The sequence below is a fragment of the Streptomyces sp. NBC_01454 genome, assembly GCF_036227565.1.
Taxonomy (GTDB): Bacteria; Actinomycetota; Actinomycetes; order Streptomycetales; family Streptomycetaceae; genus Streptomyces.
Genome location: NZ_CP109460.1, coordinates 5,840,414 through 5,853,704 on the forward strand (window position 1 = coordinate 5,840,414; position 13,291 = coordinate 5,853,704).

The window sequence follows — 13,291 nt, forward strand, 5'->3', positions numbered from 1 at the left end:
TCAGGCCCGAAGGCAAGGTAGTCTGTCGGCTCGGCCGGGGCGCATAGCTCAGCGGTAGAGCGCTGCCCTTACAAGGCAGATGTCACAGGTTCGAATCCTGTTGTGCCCACAGAGAAATAGCAGGTCAGAGGCCCTTCGCAGCGACATGCGGAGGGCCTCTTTCTGTCGGTGCACATGGCGTACATGCCGGCACTGTCAGGCAGCCGCTTCCGGCGCTGATTCCTGCTCCAGCTCGGCGAGCGCCCTGGCTGCCTTGCGGGCCTCGCCCGCTTCTGGCCAGCATGGCCGTGACCACATGGACGTCGGCGCCGCCGGCAACGGCGAGGGAAGCCGCGGTGTGCCGCAGGGGCGCTGGGGGTGGCTCGCGAGGGTGGCCGAGGAGCAGCCCCTCTGATGGGCGATCTCGTTGAAGAGCGCTGGCACGTCTGACGGATAGCCTGTGTGCCCGCCGCTTCGCGCATGATGCGGCTGTGGTCAGGGCTCACAGGAGGCTGCAGTGGAGCACACTCCCTATGTCTCTCCGGAGAACCATGAGAGCGACCCGGAGGACCAGGCCATCCTGGCGAAGTACCAGGCCATCCCGGCGAAGTGGGAGCGACCGTGGTGGCAGAGCACCGTGGCCATGATCGTAGGCGGGGCGGTCGCGGGCACCCTGGTCGGAGCGGCGGCAATGTCCGTGATCGGCCCGGACACAGGCACGTCCAGCGACAGCTCGCACGCTCCGTCGACGTCACCCCGGTCCCAGCAGCCGCAGAGCGTCCAGCCGGCGGGGCTGACCTACCAGCAGAAGAGCCAGATTCTCTCCACCTTCTGCACTTCATCCCCGATGCGTGGGCCCGCCGGAGACAGCTCGGCGTTCCCGACCTGTATGGCTAGCTACTACGTGACGGACCAGGGGATGGTCATGCCGAAGTAACCGAGTTCCGCGGTGAGCTACTGGCGCTGGACCGGCAAGCTCCGTTCCGCGCCCCCCGTCTACCCAGGCGGCGACAAGACCGCAAGGACCTCGCCCAGTGGTGCCGGTGACGTGGCGAGTTCGCCGACGTAGGGGTAGGCCAGTTCTGTGATGAGGAAGAGGTTGGCGGCTACGAGGATGCTGACTGCGGCGACCATTCCGTAGTGGATCCGGGGTTGCTGGGAGTCGAAGACGACGGAGAAGCCGAGGACCAGGCCGCTGTTCAGGAAGATCACCAGCCACAGGGCCAAGGGCGGGCCGGTGTTGGTGCGTGCCTGGAGCAGGCGTTGGGCTCGTGCGGCGGTCAGGTCTCTCAGGGACGCGAGTGAGCTGGCAAGGAAGGCGCGTTGGGCGTCGTTGCGCGGCTTGATGCTCTCGTAGGTGGCGTGCAGGCGGTTGAGGGCGTTTTCGGCTCCGGGCGTGGTGCCGCCTTCCGAGGCGTGGGGCCACTCGGCCGTCGCCGCGCGTCCGTACGCCAGGAGGTTCTGCCGGATCTGTGCGGCCTCGGGTTCGCCGAACGCCTCGACGCTTCTGGCCAGCTGCACCGCCGCGGCGCCCTCGGTCCGGGTCGTCTGGTCGGCGGCGCTGACCTGGCCCCAGAGAGCGAGGACCATGAAGCCGATGAGGAAGCCGTAGACCAGACCGACAACGGGATAGATGAACTGGGCGACCTCGTTGCGGCCGCCCTGCCGGAGGTGGGGGAAGCGGTGCCGGACGAGGGCCTGGACGACCGCTGTGCCGCCGGTGATCACGACGATGAGCCCGGTCAGCAGCAACCAGGGCGGAAGGTTGCTCACGAGCCAACGGGCCACTGTTCCACGCTCCTGACGTACCCCACACCCACCACCGGCGCGGTGGCCAACGAACGCGCCGGGCTGCGGACACGCCCCTTCGTCTCTTCGGCGGGGGCCGCCGGTATGTCCGGTTCGGCCGGGGAGTCGGGGCCGGTCGGCGGTGTGGAGTGGTCGGCCGGTGCGGCCGTGGGAGGGCGCGGGGCCTTGGGTAGAGTGCGCCGCGCGTACCACGTCGGGGGGAGCGAGCGATGCCACAGCCACTGGGTGCCGAAGACCCTGCGGTGGTCGGTCCGTACCGGTTGACGGCCCGGCTCGGGGCCGGCGGCATGGGGCAGGTGTATCTGGGCGAGTCCGCTTCGGGGCGGCGGGTCGCCGTGAAGCTCGTACGGGCCGAGATCGCCGCGGACCCCGGCTTCCGCAGGCGGTTCCGGCGGGAGGTCGAGCTGGCGATGAAGGCCGGCGGCTTCTGGACCGCTCCCGTGGTGGACGCCGACCCGGACGCGCCGACGCCCTGGGTGGCCAGTCAGTACGTGCCGGGGCCCTCGCTGGCGGAGCAGGTGGCGGCGCACGGGCCGCTGGACGAGGCGGCGTTGCGGCAGCTGGCCGCGGGACTGGCCGAGGCGCTGCAGGCGTTCCACCGCACCGGGCTGGTGCACCGCGATCTGAAGCCGTCCAATGTGCTGCTGCTCGACGACGGGCCGCGGGTCATCGACTTCGGGATCTCCAAGGCCCTGGAGGACGACAGCGGTACGGCGCTGACGGTGACGGGCACGGTGCTGGGCACCCCCGCCTATATGTCCCCCGAGCAGGCCGTGGGCCGGGAGGTGGGGGAGGCGTCGGACATCTTCTCGCTCGGGTCGGTGCTGACGTTCGCGGCCACGGGGCGGGGGCCGTTCGGGGACGGGCCGACGCATGCGCTGCTCTTCCGCGTGGTGCACGAGCCGCCGGTGCTGAGCGAGGTGGCGCCGGGGGTACGGCCGTTGATCGAGGCATGTCTGGCCAAGGAGCCGGCGCAACGGCCCCGGGCGGCGGACCTCGCGGCCATGGCACTGGGGACGGTGGGGAGGGGAGAGGCTCCGGGCACGGTCGATGCCGCAGGTTCTGTCGATGTCGCAGGGCCGGCGGAAGCCCCGGGACAGGCGGAAGCGCCGGGGCCGGTGGGTGGGCCGGGAGGGACCGTGCTCGCTTCCGGTGCAACTGCCGGGCCCGGTGTGGCGGAGGCCGTGACGGCCTCCGCCGCGGGACCGCGGCCGCGGGCCCGGGCGACGGGGGTGGGCGTGCCGACCGCCCGGAAGAGTAGTGCCGCACCGCGGGCGGGCGGGCCGCCGGTCGGGCGGGGCGCGATGCTGGGGTTCCGGGCCGCGGCCTACGCCAGCGGTGTGCTGACCCTGCTGACGTATGTGATCGTGCTGGGCCGTGCGGTGGGGACGGAGCTGGCCGTCATCCCTGTGCTCAACGGATTCCTCCTGATCCTGTACGTGCTCGCCGCTTTGTTTCTTTCCTCCCGACTCAAGGCGTCCACCGGGACGAAGATCCTGGTGGTGCTGGCGGCCTGGCTTCCGCTGGGTACGTTCCTGGCCGAGCGGAAGCTGACCCGCATGGTCCGGGCGGCGGCCGCCGGGTAGCTTCCGCGAGGCGGGGCCGGGGCCTTACCCGTGGTTCCTAGACCTCGATCTCCGAAAGCCGGTGGATCAGGTACTGGGCGAAGGCGTCCACGACGGCCGGGAGTTGACGGCCGGCCATGGCCTGGATCTGGAGGGTGCGCAGATGCATTTCCGGGTTGCGGATGGCGATGGCCTTCAGCCCCTGGTTGCGCAGCCGTTCGTGCACGGTGATGTGGCCGATCAGCGAAACGGCATTCGCCTCTTTGACGAAGGTGGACAGCGCGCTGGAGCTGGAGCTGATCAGCAGGGGTTCGAAGCTGATGCCCTCGATCGAGCAGCAGAGGTCGAAGAGGCGGCGGTTGGTGGTGCCTTCCTCGGTGAGGGCGACCGGATAGGGCAGCAGCTCGTGCAGATGGATTTCGTCCCGCTGCGCGAGCGGGTGATCGGACCTGACCATGGCCTGGATCGGGGCCCGTTGGGCATGGATGACGTGGACGTCGGGAGCGGGCGCGAGGCTGAAGGTGACCGCCAGATCGGCCGAACCGTCATGGACCATTTGCGTGGCCAATGACGGGCTCACCACCGGGAGTTGAAAGGTGGCGCCCGGATTTTCCTTGCGGAATGCGGCCATGGCGTGCGGCAGGAATTCCTGCGCGGCACCCTGTGAACTCGCCACCCGGACGGTGCTGCCCAGCCGGCCGCGGCCGCGGATCTCCGCGAGGACCTGATCGGTTTCCAGGGCGGCCCTGCGTGCATAGGCCGCCAAAAGGGCACCGGCCTCACTGGGTACCATTCCGCGCGGCCGACGCTCGAAGAGTGGGACGCCGATTTCCTGCTCAAGCTTGCCGATTTGTCTGCTGATGGCCGAGCCCGCCACCAGGAGTCGCCTGGATGCCTCATTGACCGAGCCGGTGCGAACCACCTCGAGGAAGTACTCAAGTGCCGGGCTGTTCAGCATGCCGTCAGCATAGAAAGCTATTGCTCTGCGGGCAACGATTCGTTCAATGAATTGCGAATTCGCGAATATGCGGACGCCTGCGTCCCCGGGCGGCCGCGTGCACCTGCCCTCGGCCCTGTCCGTCCGGTACGGCGCCGTGGCGCACCGCGCCGGGATCACCCGCTGGGATCACCCGCCGGGCGCACCTCCCGGCGGCCTGAGCGGCATTCCCGAGGTGGTGCCCAGGCCGGCGCTGTTGCCCATGCGGCGCTGTTGCCCATTCGGCAACCAGGTGTTCTAAAAGTTGCGATTGTGCGAACGATCGGTGGGCTCTAGCGTCTTCGCTCAACGAGCCCGCGAGGCCCCTTTTTCTCGGCTCCGGCTCACCCGTCGGCGTTTTCACCCTGCGCGACAGTTCGCCTGCTCGATTCGAGGGAGTAACACTCATGACGACCGTTGGAGAGACAGGCCGGATGATTGCCGAGAAGCCCCTGAGCGGGAATCGGGCGCGGCGCGCCGTGCTCGCGGCCACGGCCGGAAACACGCTTGAGTGGTACGACCTGACCTCTTATGGCTTCTTCGCGGTTTCGATCTCCAAGGCGTTCTTTCCCACCGGCGACGCGACGGTGTCCCTGATGCTCGCCCTCGGCACCTTCGGGATCTCGTATCTGGTCCGGCCGTTGGGCGCACTCGTTCTGGGGCCCTACGCGGACCGTGCCGGACGCAAGGCCGGTCTGCTGCTGACGATCCGGCTGATGATGGCCGGCACCTTGCTCATCGCCGTGCTGCCCACCTATGCCTCCATCGGCGTTGCCGCACCGGTCATGATTCTGCTGGCCCGGCTGCTCCAGGGGTTCTCGGCGGGCGGCGAATTCGGCAGTGCGACCGCGTTCCTGTCCGAACAGTCGACGGACCGGCGAGGCTACATGGCGAGCTGGCAATTCGCCTCGCAGGGCCTGGCGACGCTGCTGGCCGCGACCTTCGGCACCGTGCTCAGCATGACGCTCTCCGATGCCCAGCTGGACGCATGGGGCTGGCGCATTCCGTTCCTCCTCGGCCTGCTGATCGGCCCGGTCGGGTATGTGATCCGCCGCCGGCTCCCGGAGACACCCGCATTCGTCGAGACCACCGACGAGGGCGAAGCCACCACGACCCCGGTCCGGCAGGTGCTCAGCAGGCAGAAGCTGCGGGTGCTGCTCATGGTCGGCGCCATGGTGATGTCCACCGCTGCGACGTATGTGATCGTCTATATGCCGACTTACGCGCAGAAGGTCCTGGGGCTGCCGTCCTCCGCGGGATACGTCGGTGCGGCCGTCTCCGGTGTGGTGCTGACGACCGTGACGCCCCTGGTCGGCCATCTCTCGGACCGGGTCGGCCGGATCAAGATCATGCTCATCGCCGGGGCCGCGATGGTGGTCTGCATCTGCCCGCTGTTCCTGCTGCTCTCGGGCCACCCGTCGCTGCTGGTCATGGGCGTGGTGATGGCGGTGCTCGGGCTGTTGAAGGCCTGCTACTTCGGCGCGCTGCCCGCGTTGATGTCCGAGGCGTTCCCGACAGCCACCCGCAGCACCGGCCTGTCCCTGAGCTACAACATCGGCGTGCTGTCCTTCGGCGGCTTCGCCCCCGTGGTCATCACCTGGCTGATCGTCACCACCGGCAATCACCTCTCGCCCGGCTTCTACATCATGGCGGCCGGCGTCCTGAGCATCGCCGCCCTGCTGGCCGCCCGGCGCCTGCTCGCCCTGCGCTGACGCGGTGGCCGTATCCCGTACGCACTTCTGACGAGCCGCCCACGGCTTCCGCCGGACGGGCCCCTGCCCGACGGCGCCCACGAGAGAACGAGGTCCTTCCATGACGGATGCTGCCACGATCCGCGCTCTGCTCCCCGGCACCCCGCGCTCCCTGGTGGACACGCACCAGGACGCGCTCATCGCCGGACTGATGGAGTACGTCAGCCACCCCGGCGTGAGTGCGACCGGCGAGGGGTTCCCCGCCGCGACCGACCATGCTCTCGACGAGGTCAAGCGGGCCGGACTGACGCCGTCGGTACTGGTCGGCGACGGTGGCCGGCCGCTGGTGGTCGGCCACCGCGCGGGGCCCGCCGGGTCGCCGCACGTCCTCCTCTACGGCCATTACGACGTCCAGCCGGCCGGCCCCCGCGAGCGGTGGGACTCCGACCCCTTCACCCCGGTTCTGCGGGACGGGCGGATCTGGGGGCGCGGCACCGGCGACAACAAGGGCCAGCACTACGCGCATCTGCAGGCGCTGCGCCTGTTCGACGAGTACGCCGGCCAACTGCCCTGCTCGGTCACGGTGCTGCTCGACGGTGAGGAGGAGATCGGCAGCCCCACGCTGGCGGCCACCCTGCGGGCGCACCGGGCGCTGTTCGACCGCTGTGATCTGGTCGTCTGGAGCGACCGCTCGGTGCACGAGTCCGGTGAATGGTGTGTCTCGCACGGGGTGCGCGGCATGCTCCGGCTCCGGCTGCGGGCACGGGGTGCGAGCCGGCCCCTGCACTCCGGCAACTTCGGCAATGTCGCGCCCAATCCTGCATGGCAGCTGGTCCAGGCGCTGGCCTGCCTCAAGGACTCCGACGGCCGGGTCCTCGTCGAGGGCTTCGACGACGGCCGTGAACCCCTGCCCGACGCCGACCGCGCCGCGTTCGCCGCGCTCCCGCTCGATCTGCAGCAGGTCCTGGGGGACATCGGGCTGAGCGCGATGGACCCCGCCTTCGACGGGCTGTCCTTCTACGAGCGCCTCGCGGACCGCCCCACGCTGACGATCAACGGGATCAGCACGGGTGATGTGGCCCGCACGATCATCCCCGACACCGCGGAGGCGGGCGTCGACATCCGGCTGACGCCGGGCCAGGATCCGCAGGCCGTCTTCGAGCGGGTGGCTGCGCATCTGCGGGAGCGTGCCCCCGAGGTGACAGTCACCAAGACCGGCGGCACACCGGCCTCGCGGACCACGATCGACAATCCCTATACGCCGCGGGTGGCGGCGGCCGTCTCCCGGGTCTCCGGGCGGCCCCCGCTGCTGGTACCCGCCTACGGCGGCACCCTTCCGGACTGGGTCTTCACCGAGGTCCTCGGGGTGCCCAGCATCGGCCTGCCGCTGGCCAACGCCGACCAGGCCAACCACGCGCCCAACGAGAACCTGCGCGTCGACTACTTCCTCGACGCCACCGCCATCTGCATGGAGCTCCTGCTCGAACTGGGCTCGGCCACCGGCTCCTTGGCGCATCCCACCGAAACGGAGGAGTGAGACCCGCATCCACCACACACCACACACCGCACCCCGACCCCTGGCTCCTCCACGACGGAACGCTGACCGGCGTGCAGGTGCTGGATCGCACCGCCGACGGTCACCTCATGGTGGCCGCCGGAAACGACGGCCTGTGGCGCCGTTTCGCCACCGCGATCGGACTTGCCCGGCTCGCCCGGCTCGCCCGGCTCGTCGACGAATCACGGTTCGCGACCAACCCCCACCGGGTCCGCCACCGCGGGGAACTGCTGCCGCTCATAGAACGCGCGCCGGCTTCCCGTGGTGCCCAGGAGTGGGCCGGGCTGCTCACCGGAGAGGGGCCCCGGTCGGTCCGATCAACACCGTCGATCAGGCCCTGCGACATCCTCAGGTCGTCGCCCGCGGCATGGTCGCCGAGATCGAGCACCCCGGCGCCGGGACCCTGCGCACCTTCGCCTCGCCCCTCAAGCTGTCCGGACAGCCGACGGTCGTGCGCACCCCGGCGCCCCGGCACGGTGAGCACACCGCACAGGTACTGACCGCCCTCGGGGCCGGCCCCGGACAACTGGCCCGCCTCCGTGCACGGAGGGCCGTGAAGTGACCCTGTCACCCGGCCCCGGCCCCGGGCCCGCCGTCGCCCTCCCCTCGTCGTGAGCAGGGCCGGTGCGGGGCGGGTGTGCGGGTGGCCGCCCGGGGGTGCCGAGTGACTGTTGTTCGCCGCGGGGGTGCTGTGTATCGTCGGGAGGGTGACTTGAAGTTTCAAGTAACTGGTCCGTGGGTTCGCGGGCCGGTCCTCGACCTGGGAAAGAGCGCTCCTCATGACGTCCCCCCTCAGCACTCTTGAGTCCACCCGCCTCGCCGTTTCGCGGCGCGACCAGTCCGCCGCGTACGGCTACGACGCCGGGCTGCTCGTGCTGCGGCTCGCGCTCGGGCTGACCATGGCGGCCCATGGCGCCCAGAAGCTGTTCGGCTGGTTCGGTGGGCCGGGGCTCGACGGGACCGGGCAGTTCTTCACGATGAGCGGCTATCCGGCCGGCCGGACGATGGCCGTCGTCGCCGGTCTGAGCGAGACGCTCGGTGGGCTCGGGCTGGCGGCCGGACTGCTCACCCCGCTCGCCGCCGCGGCGGTCGTCGGCACGATGGTCAATGCCCTGGCCGTGAAGTGGGGCGGGGGCTTCTTCGCGCCCAAGGGTGTGGAGTACGAGCTGCTGCTGACCACCGGTGCGGCGGCCCTGGCACTGACCGGGCCCGGCCGGTTCGCCGCCGACCGCTTCCTGCCCGGTCTGCGGGTCCACCGGCCGGTCCGCGGTGTGGTCGCGCTGGTGCTGGCGGTGGTCGTGGCGGGCGTGGTGCTCATGGTCCGGAAGTGACGCCGGCCCGGCGGCAGGTGGAGCCGGGCCGGGAACGGGGAGTGGGGCGGCACCACGGTGGTGCCGCGGCGGAAGAAGCGGAGAGCAGGGTCATGTCGGTACGACGTCTCAACCACGCGGTGCTCTACGTACGCGAGGTAGCGCGGTCCATCGCCTTCTACACCGAGGCCCTCGGGCTCACGGTGGATACCGAAGTGCCGGGGCGGGCGGCGTTTCTCAGCGCTCCCGGCTCGCTCAACGATCACGACCTGGGGCTGTTCGCCGTGGGCACCGGGGCTCCCGGGCCCGAAGCGGGACGGGTCGGGCTCTACCACCTCGCCTGGGAGGTCGGCACGCTCGGCGAACTCCTCGCGGCGCGTGACCGGCTCGACGAGCAGGGCGCCCTGCTGGGCGCCAGCGATCACCTGGTCGCCAAGTCGCTGTACGCCAAGGACCCGGACGGCAACGAGTTCGAGGTGATGTGGCGGGTCCCGCGGGAGGACTGGCCGGGCCCGGACCAGCCGGACCGGCTGCTGCCGCTCGATCTGGCGGCGGCACTGGACCGCTGGGGCCCGGATCTGGCGACGGGGGCGGCGGCGGGGTCAGCCACGTGAGGGGTGAGGGGTGAGGGGAGAGGGGAGAGCCAGAGTCTGATCGGCTGGGTGGGTGGGACGGGTGGGACCTGTCCGCCCGGGCGGACAGGTCCTGACCGGTTGGACCGGGCGCCTCAGAGGTCTCTGACTCTCGGCCCCTCGGATGCCTCAGACGTCCGAGGCCGCCCGGTTCTCCGGTGTTGTCCGCGCGTCCGGCACCGCCCGCCCCTCCGGCACCGCCTGCTCGTCCGGCTGTGCCGGCTGCGTCGATCGTGCCCGCTCGGCCCGCTCGGTCCAGCGCTTCTCGACGCCGGACAGTCGCCAGTAGGTCAGCGCCACGGCCCACACCACGACGAACAGGCCGACGATGAGGAAGCCGACGTTGTCCAGGTCGAGGCCGGAGACCCAGCCGGTCAGCGGGTCGCTGAGGGCGAGCTTGTCGTGCAGCACCGTCACCAGCTCGATCGTGCCGATGAAGAAGGCGACGGCGATCGACAGGCCCGTGATGGCGATGTTGTAGTAGACCTTGCGCACCGGGTTGGAGAACGCCCACTGGTAGGCGAAGTTCATGAAGGTGCCGTCGAGGGTGTCGAACAGGCTCATGCCGGCGGCGAAGAGCAGCGGCAGGCACAGGATCGCGTACCAGGGCAGGCCGGCCGCGGCGCCGCTGCCCGCCATCACCATCAAGGTCACTTCGGTCGCGGTGTCGAAGCCGAGCCCGAAGAGGAAGCCGAGCGGGAACATCTGGCCGGGACGGGTGACGGAGCGGGTGAAGCGCCCCAGGAAGCGGTTCATGAAGCCGCGCGCATCGAGTTGCCGCTCCAGTTCGGCCTCGTCGTAGCGGCCGTTGCGCATCCCGCGGAAGACCCGCCACATCCCGGACAGCGCGATGAGGTTGAGGGCGGCGATGAGGTAGAGGAACGTCCCCGAGACGGTGGTGCCGACCATGCCCAGGATCTGGTGCATGCCGGATTCGTCGTTGAGCAGGATGCCGGCGAGCTGGGCGCCCCCCGCCACGAGCGCTGCCATGGCGACGACCACGCTGGAGTGGCCGAGAGCGAACCAGAAGCCGACCGAGACCGGCCGCTTGCCGTCGGCCATCAGCTTGCGGGTGGTGTTGTCGATGGCGGCGATGTGGTCGGCGTCGAAGGCGTGCCGCATGCCGAGGGTGTACGCGGTGACGCCCAGTCCGACGCCGAAGGCCCGGTTGCCGACGGTGTAGTGCTCGGGGACCACCAGCAGGAAGAGCACGCCGAAGGCGACGACGTGCAGCCCGGCTATGACGGCCATCAGGCCCGCGGTACGCAGGGTGTCCTGCCGGCGCCAGCGGAACGCGCCGTGGGCAGGGGTGGTCGGGGTATCGGTGGACAGGGCCATCCGGCGGTCACGCTCCAGCACCTCGTGGATCAGTTCGTGAGATGCCGTGGCCGGTCTCCTGGCTTACGGGTGCACGCGTCCGCCCCGCCTTCCCGGCCGCGGGCTGCGGTCAGTGGCGCCGCAGAGGCGTCGTGCGTCTGCGGAAGGGACGGAAACTCCCCGATCACAGTGGCGAGGGCCGCTCCGGTCTGGGACCTCAAGGTCCGTCACCGGTCTTCCCGAACACCACGGCCCGGCCACTCTAACCGCCGTGCGGGAGGGGTGCGGTGCGTGGGGCGGGTCCGGGAACGGGCGGGGGCGCGGCCCGCCGCAGGAGGCCCGCCCGTCACCAGTCCAGGGAGCAGAGAAAGGCATGAAGCTCCTGGTCGAAGAGCGCGCCGTTCTCCAGATTGACCATATGGGCCGCGCCCGGTATCCGGACTCTGCGGGCGCCGGGGACGGACAGTGCTATCGCATGGGCGTTGGCGGAGATGTCGCTGCTGTCGAGATCGCCGTCGAACACGACCGTCGGCACCCGGACCTCCCTCAGCCGCCCGGCGGCACCGACCTCGACGGGCATCCCGGCTCCCCGCTCCTCGGCATGCACCTCCACATTGGCCTCGGCCGAGGCGCGCATCCGCTCACGGAATCCCGGGTGCACCGCGGACGGTTCGCGATGCGGCCCGTCCACCCACATCCGCAGGAAGTGCTCGATATAGCGCTCCACGCCGTCCGCCGCGCCGATCGCCGCCACCTGCTCCTTGATGTGCTCCAGGAGGAAGGGGTCGGTGAAGGCGCGGCCGCTGATCCCGGGGGACGCGAGCGCGAGGGCCGCCACCCGCTCCGGGCGGGCGAGGGCAGTGTCCAGCGCGACCCGGGCGCCGTGGGAGAGGCCCACGAGGACGGCGCGGGGGACGCCGAGGGTGTCGAGGAGTGTGCACAGGTCCTCGTGGTGGGCGTAGTCCCCGGCCACCGTGGAGGACAGGCCGTGGCCGCGGAAGTCGTAACGGATCGCGCGCAGACCGGAGTTCACCAGCCAGGCGAACTGCTCGTCCCACATGTGCTGGTCGAGCATCGCGCCGTGGAGCAGTACCACCGCGGGACCCTCGCCCGCCGTCTCGTAGAACAGCTCGCCCTCCTCGACCGGCACGATGCCGTTGTCGATCTCGGACCAGGCGGTGATTCTGCGGGTCATTCTCTGGGCCGTCCTTTGTGCGTCGGATGCGGTGAGCTGGGCTGGATGCGACTGCCGTCTTGATTGCCGCGACTGTCGGTTTCCTCCGGTGGAACGTGCGAGCCGTTCCCGAGGTGCCGGAATTCCTCACCGAGTCGGTCGAGGACGTGCAGTGCGGTGCGGAGGTCCTCGGCGGGCAGATCGGCCAGTCGCCGGTGCAGGCCCGCCGACTCGAAGCGCTGGATCCCGCGTATCGCCGCCGCGCCTTCGGTCGTGAGCTGGATCAGGGACGAGCGGCGGTGTGCCGGATTGGGGGCCGTCACCGCCAGGCCCAGTTCGACGGCGTGGTTCACCCAGCGCTGCACCGGCTGCCGGTCGAGGTCCATCGCGCGCGCCAACTGCGGGACGGTCCGCGGGCCTTCGCTGTGCAGCGCGTCCAGCAGTGCGTGTTCGCCGGCGGTCAGGCCCGTGCCGGTCAGTTCGCGTTCCACCGCGCGCACGACCCTGCGGTGCAGTGGCCACAGGCGTCGGATGACGCCGTACAGCAGGTCTTCGGCCGGCGTGGGCGCCTCGTTGCCGTCCTGCTCGATGGCGCGCTCGTCGTCGGACTCGGTGGCGCCCTTGCTGTCGCGCTCGCTGTCGCGCTCGACGTCGGGCTCGACGGCCGGCTCGGTGGCGCGCCCGATGGTGTGCTCGGCGGTCTTCATGGACTCCCCCTCAATGACACTCATAGTGTCAGGGTGACATCGTTGATGTCGTTTGGGAAGGGGGGTGCCGCGGAAAGGAGGTGAGGAGGTAAGTGAGTCCGAAGGGAAGAGTGGGGCCGGAGGGTCTCATGTGACTCGTGGGCGAGGAAGGAAGGACGGACGGCGGATGAAGGTCTCTTTGCTGCGTGCGGTCGGAGTGGCCACGGCGGCGTACGGGGTGGCGGTGGCCGTGACGCCCGGCTTGCTGGCACGGCCCTCGGGGCTGGCCGGTGACGACGGGCGGACCGCGCCGGCGATCCGGACCTCGCTGCGCCCGCTGGCCTGGCGGGACGCGGTGAGCGGGCTGGCGCTGGCGCTGGCTCCGGACGGGCCGGCGCTGCGTACCGCCGCATATGTGCGCATCGCGGCGGACTTCGGGGACGCGGTGCTGCTCGGTGCGACGCTGCCGGGGCGCGGCCGCCGGGTGGGGGCGGTGGCGGTGTCGGTGGGCTGGGGCGCCCTGTCGGTGGCCGGGCTGCTCGCCGACGGGCAGAAGGCGAGCAGAGAGAGGTAGAAGTGAGCAGAGGTGAGCGGAGA

At 70.5% G+C, this 13,291-nt stretch carries 12 protein-coding genes, 1 tRNA gene, 1 pseudogene and 1 riboswitch; of the genes and pseudogenes, 9 read left to right on the forward strand and 5 right to left on the reverse strand.

Annotated elements, in window-relative coordinates:
- Window positions 1–37 precede the first annotated feature (37 nt).
- A tRNA-Val gene (locus OIU81_RS25865) sits at window positions 38–109 on the forward strand.
- 387 nt (window positions 110–496) lie between these two features.
- A complete protein-coding gene (locus OIU81_RS25870) occupies window positions 497–916 on the forward strand; it encodes a hypothetical protein (protein ID WP_329151540.1) in 420 nt (139 codons plus the stop codon).
- Window positions 917–975: 59 nt separating this feature from the next.
- Here the strand turns inward: OIU81_RS25870 and OIU81_RS25875 are convergent, their stop codons facing one another.
- Entirely contained in the window at window positions 976–1,752 is a 777-nt protein-coding gene (locus OIU81_RS25875) for a bestrophin-like domain (protein ID WP_329151541.1), read from the reverse strand.
- A gap of 245 nt (window positions 1,753–1,997) precedes the next feature.
- Between OIU81_RS25875 and OIU81_RS25880 the strand changes: the two genes are divergently transcribed.
- On the forward strand, window positions 1,998–3,374 hold the full coding sequence (locus OIU81_RS25880) for a protein kinase domain-containing protein (RefSeq protein WP_329151542.1): 1,377 nt from the start codon (window positions 1,998–2,000) through the stop codon (window positions 3,372–3,374).
- A 37-nt stretch (window positions 3,375–3,411) separates the two neighbouring features.
- Here the strand turns inward: OIU81_RS25880 and OIU81_RS25885 are convergent, their stop codons facing one another.
- Window positions 3,412–4,311, reverse strand: coding sequence for a LysR family transcriptional regulator (locus OIU81_RS25885; RefSeq protein WP_329151543.1), 900 nt, complete (start codon window positions 4,309–4,311; stop codon window positions 3,412–3,414).
- A gap of 425 nt (window positions 4,312–4,736) precedes the next feature.
- Here OIU81_RS25885 and OIU81_RS25890 point away from each other — a divergent pair, with 425 nt between their 5' ends.
- The 5 genes and pseudogenes from OIU81_RS25890 to OIU81_RS25910 all read left to right on the forward strand — a co-directional run bounded on the left by OIU81_RS25890 (window position 4,737) and on the right by OIU81_RS25910 (window position 9,499).
- The gene (locus tag OIU81_RS25890; RefSeq protein ID WP_329151544.1) at window positions 4,737–6,041 is read left to right on the forward strand and encodes an MFS transporter; all 1,305 of its coding nucleotides are present in this window, start codon (window positions 4,737–4,739) and stop codon (window positions 6,039–6,041) included.
- A gap of 100 nt (window positions 6,042–6,141) precedes the next feature.
- The gene (locus OIU81_RS25895; RefSeq protein WP_329151545.1) at window positions 6,142–7,557 is read left to right on the forward strand and encodes a M20/M25/M40 family metallo-hydrolase; all 1,416 of its coding nucleotides are present in this window, start codon (window positions 6,142–6,144) and stop codon (window positions 7,555–7,557) included.
- A gap of 107 nt (window positions 7,558–7,664) precedes the next feature.
- A pseudogene (locus tag OIU81_RS25900) lies at window positions 7,665–8,137 on the forward strand (CoA transferase).
- A 217-nt stretch (window positions 8,138–8,354) separates the two neighbouring features.
- A complete protein-coding gene (locus OIU81_RS25905; protein WP_329151546.1) occupies window positions 8,355–8,906 on the forward strand; it encodes a DoxX family protein in 552 nt (183 codons plus the stop codon).
- A gap of 92 nt (window positions 8,907–8,998) precedes the next feature.
- Entirely contained in the window at window positions 8,999–9,499 is a 501-nt protein-coding gene (locus tag OIU81_RS25910; RefSeq protein ID WP_329151547.1) for a VOC family protein, read from the forward strand.
- Window positions 9,500–9,646: 147 nt separating this feature from the next.
- On the opposite strand, the gene OIU81_RS25915 is transcribed toward OIU81_RS25910, so the two are convergent.
- From OIU81_RS25915 to OIU81_RS25925, 3 genes are all read right to left on the reverse strand, one after another.
- The gene (locus tag OIU81_RS25915) at window positions 9,647–10,855 is read right to left on the reverse strand and encodes a HoxN/HupN/NixA family nickel/cobalt transporter (RefSeq protein ID WP_329155357.1); all 1,209 of its coding nucleotides are present in this window, start codon (window positions 10,853–10,855) and stop codon (window positions 9,647–9,649) included.
- Window positions 10,856–10,886: 31 nt separating this feature from the next.
- Window positions 10,887–11,100, reverse strand: a riboswitch (cobalamin riboswitch).
- Between the two features lie 80 nt (window positions 11,101–11,180).
- On the reverse strand, window positions 11,181–12,029 hold the full coding sequence (locus tag OIU81_RS25920; RefSeq protein WP_329151548.1) for an alpha/beta fold hydrolase: 849 nt from the start codon (window positions 12,027–12,029) through the stop codon (window positions 11,181–11,183).
- Window positions 12,026–12,739, reverse strand: coding sequence for a MarR family winged helix-turn-helix transcriptional regulator (locus tag OIU81_RS25925; protein WP_329151549.1), 714 nt, complete (start codon window positions 12,737–12,739; stop codon window positions 12,026–12,028). Before OIU81_RS25925 ends, OIU81_RS25920 begins: the two co-directional genes overlap by 4 nt.
- Before the next feature lie 142 nt (window positions 12,740–12,881).
- Here OIU81_RS25925 and OIU81_RS25930 point away from each other — a divergent pair, with 142 nt between their 5' ends.
- Entirely contained in the window at window positions 12,882–13,268 is a 387-nt protein-coding gene (locus OIU81_RS25930; RefSeq protein ID WP_329151550.1) for a hypothetical protein, read from the forward strand.
- Window positions 13,269–13,291: the final 23 nt, after the last annotated feature.